General features: G+C 64.8%; 14 protein-coding genes. 9 read left to right on the forward strand and 5 right to left on the reverse strand.

The annotated features are described in order from the left end of the window. On the forward strand, nucleotides 1-355 hold a 355-nt coding region (locus Q322_RS24165; RefSeq protein ID WP_034418668.1), incomplete at its 5' end, for an IS630 family transposase. Here Q322_RS24165 and Q322_RS23465 read toward each other — a convergent pair. From Q322_RS23465 to Q322_RS0114230, 3 genes are read right to left on the reverse strand one after another with little or no spacing between them, the layout of a single operon-like run. After that, nucleotides 338-490, reverse strand: a complete 153-nt coding sequence (locus tag Q322_RS23465) for a hypothetical protein (RefSeq protein WP_156953068.1) — start codon at nucleotides 488-490, stop codon at nucleotides 338-340. The two genes, Q322_RS24165 and Q322_RS23465, sit on opposite strands and share 18 nt — an antisense overlap. Then, on the reverse strand, nucleotides 487-675 hold the full coding sequence (locus Q322_RS0114225; protein ID WP_029478575.1) for a hypothetical protein: 189 nt from the start codon (nucleotides 673-675) through the stop codon (nucleotides 487-489). Before Q322_RS0114225 ends, Q322_RS23465 begins: the two co-directional genes overlap by 4 nt. After that, complete coding sequence (locus Q322_RS0114230) at nucleotides 675-941, reverse strand: hypothetical protein (protein WP_029478576.1); 267 nt, start codon at nucleotides 939-941, stop codon at nucleotides 675-677. The genes Q322_RS0114225 and Q322_RS0114230 overlap by 1 nt, the downstream gene beginning before the upstream one ends. Before the next feature lie 1,613 nt (nucleotides 942-2,554). Here Q322_RS0114230 and Q322_RS0114235 point away from each other — a divergent pair. Next, entirely contained in the window at nucleotides 2,555-4,405 is a 1,851-nt protein-coding gene (locus tag Q322_RS0114235; RefSeq protein ID WP_029478577.1) for a polysaccharide biosynthesis protein, read from the forward strand. Nucleotides 4,406-4,598: 193 nt separating this feature from the next. Here the strand turns inward: Q322_RS0114235 and Q322_RS0114240 are convergent, their stop codons facing one another. After that, on the reverse strand, nucleotides 4,599-4,820 hold the full coding sequence (locus tag Q322_RS0114240) for a hypothetical protein (RefSeq protein WP_029478578.1): 222 nt from the start codon (nucleotides 4,818-4,820) through the stop codon (nucleotides 4,599-4,601). 104 nt (nucleotides 4,821-4,924) lie between these two features. Between Q322_RS0114240 and nth the strand changes: the two genes are divergently transcribed. From nth to Q322_RS0114255, 3 genes are all read left to right on the forward strand, one after another. Then, nucleotides 4,925-5,614: an endonuclease III gene (nth, locus tag Q322_RS0114245; RefSeq protein WP_051668613.1), complete on the forward strand. Its 690-nt coding sequence runs from the start codon at nucleotides 4,925-4,927 to the stop codon at nucleotides 5,612-5,614. 37 nt (nucleotides 5,615-5,651) lie between these two features. Further along, nucleotides 5,652-6,869 carry an MFS transporter gene (locus tag Q322_RS0114250; RefSeq protein ID WP_029478580.1) on the forward strand — a complete coding sequence of 406 codons (1,218 nt, stop codon included), beginning with the start codon at nucleotides 5,652-5,654 and terminating at the stop codon, nucleotides 6,867-6,869. Between the two features lie 267 nt (nucleotides 6,870-7,136). Then, nucleotides 7,137-8,657: a radical SAM protein gene (locus Q322_RS0114255; RefSeq protein WP_029478581.1), complete on the forward strand. Its 1,521-nt coding sequence runs from the start codon at nucleotides 7,137-7,139 to the stop codon at nucleotides 8,655-8,657. Between the two features lie 44 nt (nucleotides 8,658-8,701). Here the strand turns inward: Q322_RS0114255 and Q322_RS0114260 are convergent, their stop codons facing one another. Next, nucleotides 8,702-9,487 carry an enoyl-ACP reductase FabI gene (locus Q322_RS0114260; RefSeq protein WP_029478582.1) on the reverse strand — a complete coding sequence of 262 codons (786 nt, stop codon included), beginning with the start codon at nucleotides 9,485-9,487 and terminating at the stop codon, nucleotides 8,702-8,704. Between the two features lie 132 nt (nucleotides 9,488-9,619). Between Q322_RS0114260 and pgeF the strand changes: the two genes are divergently transcribed. The 4 genes from pgeF (at nucleotide 9,620) to Q322_RS0114280 (ending at nucleotide 14,923) form a co-directional block, all read left to right on the forward strand. After that, nucleotides 9,620-10,375, forward strand: coding sequence for a peptidoglycan editing factor PgeF (pgeF, locus tag Q322_RS0114265; protein ID WP_029478583.1), 756 nt, complete (start codon nucleotides 9,620-9,622; stop codon nucleotides 10,373-10,375). Further along, nucleotides 10,372-10,878 (forward strand): YqeG family HAD IIIA-type phosphatase, encoded by a 507-nt coding sequence (locus Q322_RS0114270; protein WP_029478584.1) that lies wholly within the window; start codon nucleotides 10,372-10,374, stop codon nucleotides 10,876-10,878. Before pgeF ends, Q322_RS0114270 begins: the two co-directional genes overlap by 4 nt. A gap of 80 nt (nucleotides 10,879-10,958) precedes the next feature. Beyond that, a complete protein-coding gene (locus Q322_RS0114275) occupies nucleotides 10,959-13,637 on the forward strand; it encodes a type II/IV secretion system protein (RefSeq protein WP_029478585.1) in 2,679 nt (892 codons plus the stop codon). A gap of 44 nt (nucleotides 13,638-13,681) precedes the next feature. Continuing rightward, a complete protein-coding gene (locus Q322_RS0114280) occupies nucleotides 13,682-14,923 on the forward strand; it encodes a type IV pilus twitching motility protein PilT (protein WP_029478586.1) in 1,242 nt (413 codons plus the stop codon). The last annotated feature ends 82 nt before the right edge of the window (nucleotides 14,924-15,005 follow it).

Below are 15,005 nucleotides of genomic sequence, written 5' to 3' on the forward strand. Positions count from 1 at the left end.
CACGTTGGGCGCCATTCGAAGTGGAGACGTGATCGCGTTCTTCCGGCATCTCCTGCGTCACATCCAGGGGAAGATCGTGGTGATTCTGGACAATGCGGGTATCCATCGGGCGAAGATGGTTCAGGCGTTCGTGGAGATCCACGAACGCCTGTCGTTGGTGTACTTGCCACCGTACGCGCCAGAGCTCAATCCAATTGAGCTCGTGTGGGCGTACGTCAAACGAAATGTGTTGGGGAATTTCTGTGCCCGTTCGGTCACCGTCCTCAAGGAGAAACTGGTCGGTGCCTGGCAGCGCGTCAGATACATCCAGTTGCCGCGCCGCTTGATGGACTCTAATTTATGCCGCGATCAATAACGTCTTGACCAGCTTCCGCCCCGTCTCGGGGTCTTTCCCGGTCACGCGGCCATGCTTGACCGGGTTGGGCGGGAACAGTCGAGCGAAGGTTGCCACCGTTTCGGCGTAGGGCGTGGTGGGCTGTCCTGGCATCATGCCATGCCCCCATTCTTTGGCCGGAAGCTGGAAAGCTTCATCAGCGCCTCTAGCACCTTCAGCCCCGCGCCAGTGTTGCCGAGGCGCTGGGCGTCCAGGCGGGCCAGCTCGTGCAGATGGTCTAAACTGTGGACAGCGCCCGCCTGCGCTGCCTTCGCCCCGCCGTCCTCATCACGGCGGGGCATTAGTTGACTTCCTTCAGGGTCAACCACCCTTGGATGACGGCCCGCGCGTCCGGCCCCTTGACCAACGCCCAGAGGTCCACCTGATCCGCGCGGGCATGGGCAAGCACCCGCTCAAGGTCGGCCCGGTGGACCAGACGGCGAGGGCCGCGCCCAGACCGCCCGGCCACTACATGCGGCATAGCTTCCGCCAGTCGGGTCGCGAGGTCACGCCCAAAGTTGTATTCCGAACGAATGCCGCCGATGCCTAACAGTGTTTGGGGTTGCATGTCTATATGGTGCTGTGGGCGCACAAAAGCTTTAGGGAATTGGAGATTTTGGGAGTCGCTCCAATTCCCTAAACTTATTCCAGCAGCGTGATAGGCACGCCCGCGTATTCCGCCAGCGCCTCAGCGTGCTTTTTCATAGTTTTGTGGTCCGTTCGGCCTGTGCCGTTTTGCCCCTTATCTGCTTCACGGCCCTCACGTAAGCGCTCAGCTAAGGCCGTCCAGCCCATCGGACGGACACCCGCACACCGGGCCTTCTGACACTCCACAAGCCGCCATGCCAGCCACTCAGACACTTCCATTGGAGGGAAGTCCCCAGTAACCGGCTTGCGAAACCCTACGCCAGCAGGGTTCAGTGAGTTAAGGAATCCGTCTTGCTGCCAAGACCTAGCGGAATGGGAAACGGTGAGCGCTGCCCAAACTATGGGGTTGTCCCGATGCAGTAGAGGCGCATAGCGCGCTTTCCCAATAGCTCGAGCGGCAAGCAGCGCTGCCCAATTCGTCTCATGGAGTCCGAGCAAGTAAGCCCAGCCCCAGATGTATTTCATAGCGGGATGCTGGGGCAAGGGTTCAATGCCTACGGTCAGAGCGTCAAGAAAGCGCTCATAGCCTGACTCGTCGGCCAGAGCTTTATGCAGCCCGTCTCTAAGCGAATTGGATACGTGGGGATAGGCGCAACTATGCGCCAGGAGTTGCGCCCTTACTTCGTGAGGTCCAGCTACTCTGTGAAGTCTGATAGCACCACGCCCAGCTTTGCGCCCTCTCTTTTTCACAGGCTCATTCACGTTGCCCCGTATCGCGCGCCGGGTTAGATTGGAGAGGCCACCCCGCCAGGTTTGGCCCGCTCCCACCGGGGCGGTTTTCTGTTTCTATTCTACCCGTTTCTATCGTCTACAGCGTGCTTAAAGGTCTGTGCGGTTTGGCGTAGCAATGGCGTAGTAGCAAGGTAAATCTATCCGTTCCCGCTTACTTCTGCCCATCCCTACCAAATCACAGAACACCGTCCCAGACGCATAAGGCCGTGAATGATCAGGAGCTTCCAGACACGCTTAGAAGTGCCGTCACGTCCTCCTAAGGGGCAGGTCACTGGTTCGACTCCAGTCGAGTGCACCACGCCTGGCACAAAGGAGATCCTCGGGGATGCCTGGGGGTTTTTTGCATTTCGTGTCGTGGCTGTCCGTGTCGCGGCTGTGTAATAACTTCAACGTCAACCCTTATATATTGTTCTGGCCTCCGTGGCGGGCCATTGAACTGTCAACCCCGCCCTCACCTTCAGGCTTGACCGGATAAAGGTCAATGATGCCCAGTCACACGTCATGCACCTTCACTCAGGAGCTGACAGCTCCACCTTCTTGCTGTCGGCCACGGCCACCTCGCTTTAACCTCCATCCAGAGCGTGCTGGTCTGCCCCGATTTGACGGTTAAGACCCCATGTCACCAAGTCCTTTTGAACATCGAAAATCATGCAGGAAATACATATCTGTTCTGTTAGATTGCCCATGAGAAGAATCGGTTCGAGAAGGTGGCGTGTGTATTTTCCAGCTCAAGCAACGCTCCGGTTGATTGATCATTAGGTCGGCCCTCCACGTTGGGAAAACTATGATGAACAGAGAACGATGAACATCGCCACGGGCAAGCTGTTGCTCGATCTGCTCGCCTTCACGCTCGCCGCAGTCCTGGCTTATGTCCTGCGTCTGGATAGTGCGCTGGGCAGCGTGGATTTCTCTATTCTGATTTACGCCCTGGCTGGATTGCCGATCAAATGGCTGGCCCTGCGGCACTCCAGGGTCTCGCGGCACATCTGGCGTTACGTGACTTTCGAGGACCTGAGCCAACTGGCCCGCATGACCGGACTGGTGACGCTGGCTCTGCTGCTGCTGACGCCGGTTTTGCGGCTGTGGATCTTTGTGCCGTGGTCCATTCCGCTGATCGAGGGCGTGCTGGCGCTGGCGCTGCTGTCGGGGCTGCGGCTGCTGGTGCGCTGGCGGCTGGGCCGCCGCCGTCAACGGGATGAGCGCCAGCGGGGAGAGCGCCGCAGGGGCAACACAGCGTTCGCCCCCACCCGCGTGCTGATCGCCGGGGCGGGCGACGCGGGACGCCTGATGGCCGCCGAGCTGCTGCGTTTTCCAGAAAACGGATTGCTGCCGCTGGGCTTTATCGACGATGAACCGAACAAACAGGGCATGCGCCTGATGGGCTTGCCAGTACTGGGCGATCTGGCCACGCTGCCGGAGGCGGTGCGGCAGACGGAGGCCACGCTCCTGATCATCGCCATGCCCTCGACAGGCGGTCAGGTGATCCGTCAGTACGTGAACGCGGCGCGCGAGGCGGGCGTGCTGGCCCGCACGGTGCCCGGCCTGTACGAACTGCTGGGTGGTCAGGTCACCACCAGCCAGCTCCGCAGGGTCAGCGTTGAGGACCTGCTGCGCCGCGCCTCCGTCGAGATCGATGAGGGCAGCATTTCCGGGTATCTCAGCGGCCAGACCGTGCTGGTCACCGGCGCGGGCGGCTCCATCGGCTCGGAGCTGGTGCGGCAGCTCGCGCGCTTTCGCCCGGCCCGGCTGATGCTGGTGGGGCGCGGCGAGAACAGCATCTTTGCCATCGAGCAGGAGATGAGGCGGGAGTGGCCCGACATCCAGGTCACGGCCCTGATCGCCGACGTCCGCAACGCCGCGCGCCTGGAGTTCATCTTCGAGACCTACCACCCCGGCGTGGTCTTTCACGCCGCCGCCCACAAGCACGTCCCACTGATGGAGGCCGCGCCCAGCGAGGCGGTCCACAACAACATCCTGGGCACCCGCAACGTGGCCGAGCTGTGCCTGAAATACGGCGTCACGCGGCTGGTCAATGTCTCCACCGACAAGGCGGTCAACCCGACATCGGTGATGGGGGCCAGCAAGCGGGTGGCCGAGATGGTGATCGCCGACGCCGCCTCGCGCGCGGCAGCGGGGCAGGCGTTCGTGTCGGTGCGCTTTGGCAACGTGCTGGGCAGCCGGGGCAGCGTGGTGCCCACCTTCTTGCAGCAGATCCAGATGGGCGGCCCCGTGACCATCACCCACCCGGACATGACCCGCTATTTCATGACCATTCCGGAGGCCAGCCGTCTGGTATTGCAGGCGGGCAGTCTGGCCGACAACGGCAGCGTCTACCTGCTGAACATGGGCGAGCCGGTCAAGATCGCCGACCTGGCCCGCGACGTGATCCGCCTGAGCGGCGCGCAGGACATCGAGGTGGTTTTCAGCGGCATTCGCCCCGGCGAGAAACTGTACGAGGAACTGCTGACCAGCGGCGAGGACGTGATTCCCACCCGTCACGCCGAGATCTTCTCGGCCCGCCTGCAACAGGTCCAGGCTGGCCAGCTCGACTGCCTGCTGCTGGACCTGCGTGAGGCCGCCGGGCACGAGGACGCCCCCGGCATCCGCGCCCTGCTGCACGGGGCCATCCACGAGAGCCAGATCAAGGTCTGAGCCGGAGTGGGGGAGGGGTGGCGCGCTGGCGCTCTCCGCAGACCCAGTTGGTGTGTTAAACGGGTTGTCACGCCCGGTGAAGCGGGGGCGTCTCGCGGCCATCTGCGACGGGTTTTACGGTACCTGATTGCGCCTCCACCAGACTCTGGGCGCGCTTCGGCGAGAAGATCGTCCTGTACAAACGGCAACTCTGTTAGATGATCCCACCGCCCAGCATCAGCCGGAGCGCGCCCAGCACGGCCACCACCGCGCTCAGGGTGATTGCGCCACGGTCACGGCTCATGGCCCCGAAGATCAATCCCAGCACGGCGGGCGGCAGCACAAAGATCCAGTTGAGCCAGCCGAACAGGGGCAGGAAGCCCAGCAGCAGGCCCAGCGCGGCGAGGATGCCGAAGATCAGGGAGACGACTCTCATGGTCCACTGTACGTGGCGAGGGGACCAATGGTTGCGTCCGTGCTGTGTTGTGCTGTGTCCGTGCCGGGCGGACAATTCACAGCATGACGCGCTAGGTTGGTCCGGTGACTTTCTCCGCCTCAAAAAAAGCCGCTGGGCGCGGCGTAACCCGCCTGCCACGGGGGGCCAGGGAGCGTGCCCCGCAGGTGCTGGCCTCCCTTGAAGATCTGTACCCGGACGCCCGCACCGAACTTGTTTTCCGCACGCCCTTCGAGCTGCTCGTCGCCACCGTCCTGAGCGCCCAGGCCACCGATGTCAGCGTCAACGCCGCCACGCCCGCCCTGTTCGCGCAGTACCCGGACGCCCTCGCTCTGAGCCGGGCGTCGGCGGAGGACATCGAGCCGCTGATCCGCCGCATTGGCCTGTACCGGGGCAAGGCGCGCAATCTGGCCGCGCTGGCCCGGCTGCTGGTGGAGCGGCATGAGGGCGAGGTGCCGAACGATTTTGGTGCCGTGGTGGCGTTGCCCGGCGCGGGCCGCAAGACCGCCAACGTCGTGCTGAGCAACGCATACGGCTTTCCGGCCATTGCGGTCGATACGCATGTGGGCCGCCTCTCGCGCCGTCTGGGTCTGAGCGTTCAGACCAACCCCGACAAGGTGGAACTTGACCTGCAAAAGCTGTTCCCGCGTGAGCGCTGGGTCTTCTTGCACCACGCCCTGATCCTGCACGGACGGCGCGTGTGCATGGCCCGCAACCCGCAGTGTCAGGCATGCGAGATGGCGGCCTTCTGCCCGAAAGTTGGTGTGGAGGCTTGAGGCAAGACGCCTCTCCACACTCTGAGGCGGCCCGCCGATGACTTGGCGTTTCTCCCCGCAGGTCTGGCTGTTCCTGACTACCTCGTTTTCCTTCGGGCTGGCGCAGGCGTTTCTGGCGCTGTTCCTGAATTTCTACCTGCGGGCGCTGGGGCTGGGGCCAGAGTGGCAGGGCATCATGAACGCGCTGCCCGCGCTGACGCTGGTGTTCCTGAGCCTGCCTGCCGTGGCGCTGGCCCGCCGCATCAGCAACGCGCACACCATCAAGATCGGCGTGGCCCTGAGCCTGCTGGGCACGCTGATTCTGGCGCTGGCGGGCGGCCCTGTCGGCATCGTCATGGGCGCGCTGGTGCAGGGCGCAGGCTCGGCACTGCTGATGGTGGCCGGATCGCCCTTCATGGCCAACAACAGCGACGCGCGCAGCCGCATCACCCTGTTCAGCGTCCAGAGCGCTTTAATGACCGGCGCGGGTTTCGTGGGCAACCTGATCGGCGGGCGTGTGCCGGAAGCCTACGCGCTGTTTACCAGCACCGCACCGGACGGTGTGGGGGCCTTGCGAACCGCGCTGCTCGTCGCCACCGCCCTGCAACTGCTGGGCCTGCTCCCCGCGCTGAAGCTGAAACCCAGCGGCAAAACATCCCAGACCGGGCGCAGCTTTGCCGTGCGCGACAAGGCGAAGCTGCTGCGGCTGATCTTCCCCAATCTGCTGGTGGGGCTGGGGGCCGGGGCCACCATTCCGTTTCTGAACGTGTTTATCGAGGGCAAATTCCAGATCAATTACGCTAGCCTGGGCCAACTGTTCGCGTGGGCCAGTCTGGCGACGGCGGCCACCGCGCTGCTTCAGCCGCTGCTGGTGCGCCGACTTGGGCAATTGCAGGTGGTCTTGCTGGTGCAGGCCAGCAGTCTGCCGTTCCTGGCCCTGCTGGGCTTTGCGCCGCACCTGTGGATGGTCACGCTGGCGCTGTTCACGCGCGGGGCGCTGATGAACGCTGCTGGTCCGGTGTACGGCGCATACGCCATGTCCTCGCTGGACGAGGATGACCGCCCGATGTACTCGGCCCTGAACATCATCGCCTGGGATTCGGGCTGGGCCATCAGCAGCGTGCTGGCCGGAGTGGTGCGCGGCCAGTTGGCGTTTACCCCCGCCTTTCAGGTGCTGTTCGCCTGGACACTATTGATGTACGGCGGAAGTGTGGTTGCCATTTATCTGGGGCTGTACCGTCCGGCGCGGCGGCAGGCGCTGACTTTGCCGGTGTAGGTGGATGGGAAACCCCTCAGTCCGCTTTCCTCAGAAGGAAGCCGAGAGAAACTGAAAATTCGCTTTCACTTGAGGAGGGGTGATTCCGAAGGGGACGGAGGGGGTTACCGTAGGAGCTAGCCCTTCACCCCAACGCAATCCCCCTCACATCCCCCGCGCCGCGTCTCTGTTAGCCTGTTTTGTTTGAGTGGGGTTGACTTTTGGTGTGTCAGAGCAGGCGTCCCCCAGCAGCAGGCCAGCTTACGAATTGGCCAGAGGGGTGATGTTTTGACCGCAGCAGCAACGCAACCGATTCCAGAAGTGTTTCCCGCGCCTATCAAGTCCGTCGAGGCAGGCAGCGCCGCCGCGAAGGCTGGCGTGCGCCCCGGCGACGTGTTAATGCGCGTCAACGGTGAGGCCGTGACCGATGTACTGGCCTACCGCCACGCGCTCTCGCTGGGACAGGCCACGCTGGAAATCGCCCGCCCCAAAGAGGCTCCGCGCGCCATGACCGGCGTGCCCGGCACCGCGCAGGACCATCACCGCCTGCAACTGAGTGCGCCGCCCAGCCTGGACGACACCTTCACCTTCGACGTGGAGTGGGAAGACCCCGGCCTGGAATTTGAGGAAGTTCTCTTTGACGGCATCCACAAATGCGCCAACAAGTGCGATTTCTGCTACGTCCACCAGATGCCGCGCGGCTTTCGCAAGAGCCTGTACATCATGGATGACGATTACCGCCTATCGTTCCTGTACGGCTCGTTCGTCACGCTGACCAACCTGAGCGAGGGCGACATCAACCGGATTCTGGACGAGAACCTCTCGCCGCTGTACGTGTCGGTCCACACGGCCAATCAGGACCTGCGCCAGGACATGATGAAATGGTGGAAACTGAAGGTCAAAGACGAGAAGGCCGTGCAGATTCGCGGCATGATCGAGCGCCTGGAAAGCATCGACCTGTACACCCAGATCGTGCTGGTCCCGGAGCGCAACGACGGCGAACACTTGGACGACACCGTGGAGTACCTGTCGGGGCGTCCCAACGTGATCAGCGCGGCGGTGGTGCCCATCGGCCTGACCTCGCACCGGACCAACCTGCCGGACGTGCGGACGTTTAACAAGGAAGAGGCCCGCGACAGCCTCAAGCGGCTGAACGTGTGGCGCAAGAAATTCCTGACCGAGCGCGGCACCCGCTTTGTATTCCCCTCTGATGAGCTGTACCTGCTGGCCGGGGAGCCGCTGCCCACAGAGGAGGAGTACGAGGGCTTTCCCATGCTGGAAAACGGCGTGGGCATGATCCGCGACTTTCTGACCGAGGCGCTGCCCGAATTGCCCGCCGCGCTGCCGGAGCCGCGCCGGGTGATCCTGGGCACCGGGACGCTGTTCGCCGAATCGCTGGACCGCGCCGTGGAGCCGCTCCGGGCCATTAAGGGTCTGACGCTGGAAGTTCGCGGCGTGGTCAACAAGACCTTTGGGCCAGTGACCACCGTGGCAGGCTTGCTGACCGGGCGCTGCTTCCGGCACAACATCAAGACCGGCGAGGCAGACCTGCTGATCGTGCCGCCCACCACCCTGCGCTACGGCACCGAGCTGATGCTGGACGACGTGAGCCTGGGTGAGTTGCGCCAGGAATTCCGCATGGACGTGCGGGCGGGCGGCGCGACGCTGGGCGAACTGGCCCGCGTGATCCTGGAGGGCGCGCAGAGCAGCGGCCACCAGTGGGGCATGAGTGCCCACGCCGTGAAAGACAGCGGGCATACGCTGCTGGAGATTGAGGTGGCGGAGCGGGGGATGCGGGGGCAGGCTTAAGAGCTGTCAAACTGTATAAAGGTCAAACGGTCTAACCGCTCCCTTCAGTCTTCCTTGACCGTCATGATGCTCAGGCCCGCGTCCACGTACATGGTCTGGCCGGTCACGCCGCTGCCCAGGTCCGAGAGCAGGAACAGGGCCAGCTTGCCGACTTCCTGCGAGGTGGCGTTGCGGCCAAAGGCGGCGTTGCGCGCGCCCTTGTCGTACAGTCCGCCGAAACCGGGGATGCTGCGGGCGGCGATGGTCCGCATCGGTCCGGCGCTGATGGTGTTGATGCGGATCTCGCGGGAGCCGAAGTCGGCGGCCAGGTAGCGGGTGGCGGCCTCCAGCGCCGCTTTGGCCACGCCCATCACGTTGTACTTGGGGACCACCTGCTGCGAGGCGTGGTAGGTCAGGCTGACCACGCTGCTGCCCTGGCGGAACAGCGGCTCGGCGTGGCGGCAGATCGCCACCAGCGAGTAGGCGCTGACCTGCAAGGACGTGTTCCAGTCTTCCGGCGTGGTGTCCAGAAACCGGCCCTCCATCGCGCCTCGCGGGGCGTAGGCAATCGCGTGGACCAGATAATCCAGCCCGCCGAATTCCTCCCTGGCGCGGGCGAACAGGGCGCTCAGATCGTCCTCAGAGGTCGCGTCGGCCTGCTGGGTCCACACGCCCTGCCTGTCCCTGAGCAATTTGTCCAGCTCACCCTTCAGGCGCTCGCCCTGGTAGGAAAAGCCCACCCGGCAGCCCGCCGAGAGCAGTTGCTCGGCAATCGCCCAGCCCAGGCTGCGCCCGTTCGCCACACCCATCACTAGGGCCGTCTTGTCTTTCAGGTCAATTTGCACGCTCATATGCAGCAGACTTTAGCGCCGCAGGGCGGGCAGAGGTTGGAGCGGGTGCAAGCCGGGCGCGGCGTGGCTGCCGGGCGATTGAACCCTGCCATCCCCCGGATGGGGGCAGCAGCCGTCAGAATCCAGTGAGACATGCGAGACGATACTGCGCAATTGATGCTGTTGACCGCGCCGCACCTGAGAGCGCCGCACGCCTTTACGACGCGTGCTGGGGGCGTCTCGGTGGGCCAATATCGAGGTCTGAATCTGGATGACCGCGAGGACGATACCCGGACGGTGGCCGAGAACCGACGCCGTCTGGCCGCCGCCCTGAACTCTGGTTCGGCGCAATTTGCCCGCCTGCATCAGGTGCATGGAACGGCTGTGATCGTGGTGGACGGGCCGGGCGTCTGGACCGGCGACGCGCTGGTGAGCGCCACGCCTGGCGTGCTGCTGGCGATTGGCACGGCGGACTGTTACCCGCTGCTGCTCGAAGATGCGGCGGCGGGCGTGATCGGCGCGGCCCACGCGGGCTGGAAAGGAACGCTGGGGCGCATTGCGGAAAAGACCGTGGGGGCCATGTGTGAACTGGGAGCGCTTCCGGACCGCATCCGCGCCGCCGTCGGCCCCGGCATCTGCGGAGCGCGTTACGGCGTTGGGGCAGAGGTGGCCGCGAAGTTTGCGGATGCGGGTCTGGGCGACTTTGTGCAGCACAGGGGCGGGCAACCCCATCTCGATCTGGCGGGTGCCAACCGGGCCGTGCTGCTGGCGGCTGGCCTCCCGCAAGACAGCATCTGGCTGTCGGGCCGCTGCTCCACCGAAACTGATTTCTACTCCTACCGCCGCGACAGCGGAAAGACCGGGCGGATGTGGGCGGTCATCGGCCTGAGAGCGGGGGCTTCAGCGTGAGCCTGTTGCGCCCCCACGACGTCATTGACGACATTCTGCACATCACCCCCGAGTTCCTGGCGCGGCGCGGGTTGCGCGGGCTGCTGCTGGACTTGGACAACACGCTGGTTCCCTACGGCAGCTATGAGGAAGCCGCCGCCGCCGGGATGTTCCACTGGGCGCGCGAACTGCGCGGTTCGGGCATCGGGCTGTACCTGCTGAGCAACGCCACCGGACGCCGCGCCGCGTTCTGGCTGGAGCGGCTGGGCTTTTCCGGGGTGGGACTGGCGGGTAAACCGCATCCCCGCGCCTACCGCCGCGCGCTGGCCGAACTGGAGCTGCCCGCGCATCAGGTGGGCATGGTGGGCGATCAACTGTTCACCGACGTGCTGGGCGGCAATCTCAGCGGCATGCACACCATTCTGGTGCGGCCCATCATCAACAATTCGCTGCCGCACACGCGGCTGGCGCGGCAACTCGAACGGGTGGTGCTGCGGAGGTACGGGCATGACTGGAAGACCTGAAGCTGGCCGCACCAGCCACACCCGCCCGCAACACGACTTCAGTTTCAACCGCTTTCACCCGCACGGCAAGGAGGGACGACATGGCACTTTCGATCGGTGACCGCCGACTGGGCGCAATTCTGCTCGAACAGGGGTACGTCAAAGACGGTGACCTGCAAAAGGCGCTGGTGCGTCATGCCGAGGTGGGTGGGCGGCTGGCCGAGATTTTAATCGACACCGGCATGGTGGGCGAAAAACGGATTGCGCGGGCCATCGAGGAAGCGCTGGGCATTCCGCTGGTCAACCTGCTGGCCCTCACGCCGGACCCGGTGGCGGTGGCGGCGATTTCGGCCCAGACGGCGCTGTCCTTGCAGGCCATTCCGTTTGCGCTGGAGGGCGGCACCCTGCGCGTGGCGCTGGTCGATCCGTTGTCCAGCCTGGCGCTGGAGACGCTGGAGGACGACAGCAACCTGCCCATCGAGCCGTACCAGGCGCTGCGCGAGCAGGTGCTGTGGGCGGTGGCGACGCATTACCCCGAACTGGGCCTGACGCCGGTCGAACCTGTCGAGGGCGGCCCCGAGACGGCGGGCGGCCAGATGGGCCAGCAACTGATCGCGCGCGGGCTGGTCACCGACGCGCAGCTTCAGGTGGCCCTGGACGCCCAGCAGCAGACCGGCGAGCTGCTGGGGACCACCCTGGTGTCCCACAAGGCCATCACCGAGGACCAGCTTTACGAGGTGCTGGCCGAGCAGAGCGGCGCGGTCTACCTGAAAAACCCGCGCGACTTTCAGCCCCCCGAGGACGTGCTGGGCAGCATGCTGCGTGCCGACGCGCTGCGGCTGTCCGCCGTGCCCGTCGATGAAACCAGCGAGCACGTGGTGGTGGTGGCCACCGATCCGCGCAAACGCGGGGACATCGCCGCGCTGATCGGGCGGCCCATCCAGCTCATCCTGGCGCGGCCCCGCGACCTGGAGGTGCTGATCGAGCGCTTTTACCCGCAGCGGGGCCGCCTGGGCGAGCAGATGGTGCAGGAGGGCACCCTGTCGCGCCTGCAACTGCGCGAGGCCTTGCAGGTTCAGGCCCGCGGGGGCAAGGTCAAGCCGCTGGGCGAGGTGATTCTGGAGCTGGGCTTCGCCGAGGCGGGCGAGATTGACAGCGCCCTGCAAAAGCAGAATGTGGGCGGCGGACGCCTGGAAGACACCCTGGTGCAGTCCGGCAAGCTGTCGCCGGAGATGCTGGCCCGCTCGCTGGCTGCGCAACTGGGCTACGAATTTCTCGATCCTGTCCAGAATCCGCCGGACGCCAAGGTGGCCCTGCTGGTTCCCGAAGCCACCGCGCGGCGCTACGGCGTGGTGCCGGTGCGTCTCCAGGGCGAGTTGCTGGTGGTCGCCATGAAGGACCCGCGCAACGTGTTTGCCCTCGACGACCTCAAGCTGATCACCGGGCGCGACATCATCCCCGCCGTGATGGCCGAAAAGGACATCATCCGGCTGATCGAGCGGTACTTTGGCAACCAGGGCATGGCGGACCTGAACCAGCGCCTCCAGGCCGAATCGCTGCAACGCGAGAAGGACTCGGGGCGCGGCAACGACGTCGATCTGAACGCCGGGTTCGACGACAACGCGGTGGTCCGGGTGGTGGACGGTCTGATCCGCGAGGCGGCCTTGCAGGAGGCCAGCGACATCCACGTCGAACCCACTGAGCACAGTTTGCGAATTCGCTACCGCGTGGACGGCCTCCTGCGCGAGCAGAACGAACTGCCCAAGGGAGCCGCGCAGAGCATCCTGGCGCGTATCAAGATCATGGGCCATCTGGACATCTCCGAGCGCCGCGTGCCGCAGGACGGGCGCGTGCGCTTCAAGAAGGGCAGCATCGACATCGATCTGCGGCTGTCCACCCTGCCCACCGTGTACGGCGAGAAGGCCGTGATGCGGCTGCTGCAAAAGGCCAGCAACATTCCTGAAGTCGAGCAACTGGGCTTCAGCGACCACAACTTCCAGCGCTTTCTGGACGTGATCGACAAGCCCAACGGCATCTTTCTGGTCACCGGGCCGACGGGTTCGGGCAAGTCCTTTACCTCCTTTTCCACCCTCAAGCGCATCGCCAAGCCGGAGAAGAACACCACCACCATCGAGGACCCGGTGGAGTACGAGATTCCAGGGATCATCCAGTCGCAGGTCAACCCGGTGGCGGGCCTGACCTTCGCCCGCGCCCTGAGGGCTTTTTTGCGGCAGGACCCCGACATCATCTTTGTAGGGGAAATCCGGGACACCGAGACGGCCAAAATTGCCGTGGAGGCGGCCCTGACCGGCCATCTGGTGCTGGCGACGCTGCACACCAACGACGCGCCCGGTGCCATCGTGCGCCTCGACGAGATGGGCGTGGAACCCTTCAACATCAGCGCCTCGGTGGTGGGCGTGCTGGCGCAGCGATTGGTGCGCCAGGTCTGCCCCGATTGCAGGGCACCTACCAACGCCGATCCCGACGTGCTGCGCCGATTGGGGATTACCGAACAAGACTTGCGCGGCGCACAACTGATGCGCGGGGCCGGCTGCGCCCGCTGCGGCGGCACCGGCTACAAGGGCCGCATGGGCATCCACGAGCTGATGGTGGTGGACGAGGCGCTGCGCGTCGCCATCGGTTCGGGCAAGCCCGCCACGGAAATCCGCGACGTGGCTCTGGAACAGAGCGGCATGCGAACGCTGCGCTCCGACGGCATCGAAAAGGCCCTCAAGGGCCTGACCACGCTGGAAGAAGTCCTGGCCGTGACCAGCAACTAGCACTCTCAGAGCTTCAGACCCGTGAACCCGCCGAAGGAGTACCCATGACCCAGCCCCCCGCCGACATCACCGACATCCTGCGCCAGGCCGCCGAGAAGGGCGCGTCCGACGTGATCCTGACCGTGGGCATCTCTCCGCAGTTCAAGATTGACGGCGTGTACGGTCCGCAGGGCTTTGCCGATCTGGTGCCCACCGAAGCCCGCAAGCTGATGTACTCGATGATGAACGAGAAGCAGCAGCGCACCTTTGAGGAACGCCGCGAACTGGACTTCAGTTTCGCGCTGGGCGACCGCGCCCGCTTCCGCGTCAACTGCTTCATGCAGCGGGGTAACGTGGGCGGCGTGATGCGCCTGATTCCCACCAAGATCAAGAGCGCCGCCGAGATGGGGTTGCCGCAGACCGTCACCGACATCTCCAACTCGCCGCGTGGGCTGGTGCTGGTCACCGGACCGACGGGATCGGGAAAAAGTACCACACTGGCGGCCATGCTGGATTACATCAACGCCAACAAGAAGATGCACATTATGACCATCGAGGATCCCATCGAGTTCGTGCACGCGCACAAGCAGAGTATCGTCAACCAGCGCGAGGTCGGCTCGGACACCCTGAGCTTCGAAGCCGCCCTGCGCGCGGTGCTGCGCCAGGCCCCCGACGTGATCCTGGTGGGCGAGATGCGCGACTACGAAACGATCAAGGCCGCCGTGACCGCCGCTGAGACCGGCCACCTGGTGATGGGCACGTTGCACACCAACAGCGCTCCGGAATCCATCGACCGGATCGTAGACGTGTTCCCGGAAGAGCAGCAGGCGCAGATCCGGGTGCAGCTCGCCAATAACCTGGTGGCCGTGATGACCCAGCAGTTGCTGCCGCGCCTGGACGGGCAGGGCCGCATCCTGGCCTACGAGCTGCTGATCGCCAATCCCGCCGTGCGCGCCCTGATCCGTGAGGGCAAGACCTACCAGCTCATCAGCGTCATGCAGACCGGCGCGCGCGAGGGCATGGTCACCATGGACGCCTTTCTGGCCAACCTGTACCGCCGCCGCATGATCGGCTTCGACGTAGGGGCCTCGCGCGCCGTCGATCCCAAGGAATTCGCCCGTCTGGTCAACGACGCCGGAGGCGCTGCCGCCGGAAATCAGCCGCAGGCCAGTGACGCGCCGCCCCCCAGTTCCCCGTCCGCCTCGCCTACCAAGACCACCGGCTGGGGCGCGACGGGACGGGCGGAGGCCAGCACTCCGGAAACGGGATACGGCGGCCCCACCAGCTACGGCAGAGGCAAACGCTGATCCGAGGTTAAAAGTTGGCCTGCACAGTGTTATTGGCCTGCACTGTGTCTTCGGCCTGCACGGTGTCGGCCTGTGCACGCTG

The sequence above is a fragment of the Deinococcus frigens DSM 12807 genome, assembly GCF_000701425.1.
GTDB classification, from domain to species: Bacteria; Deinococcota; Deinococci; order Deinococcales; family Deinococcaceae; genus Deinococcus; species Deinococcus frigens.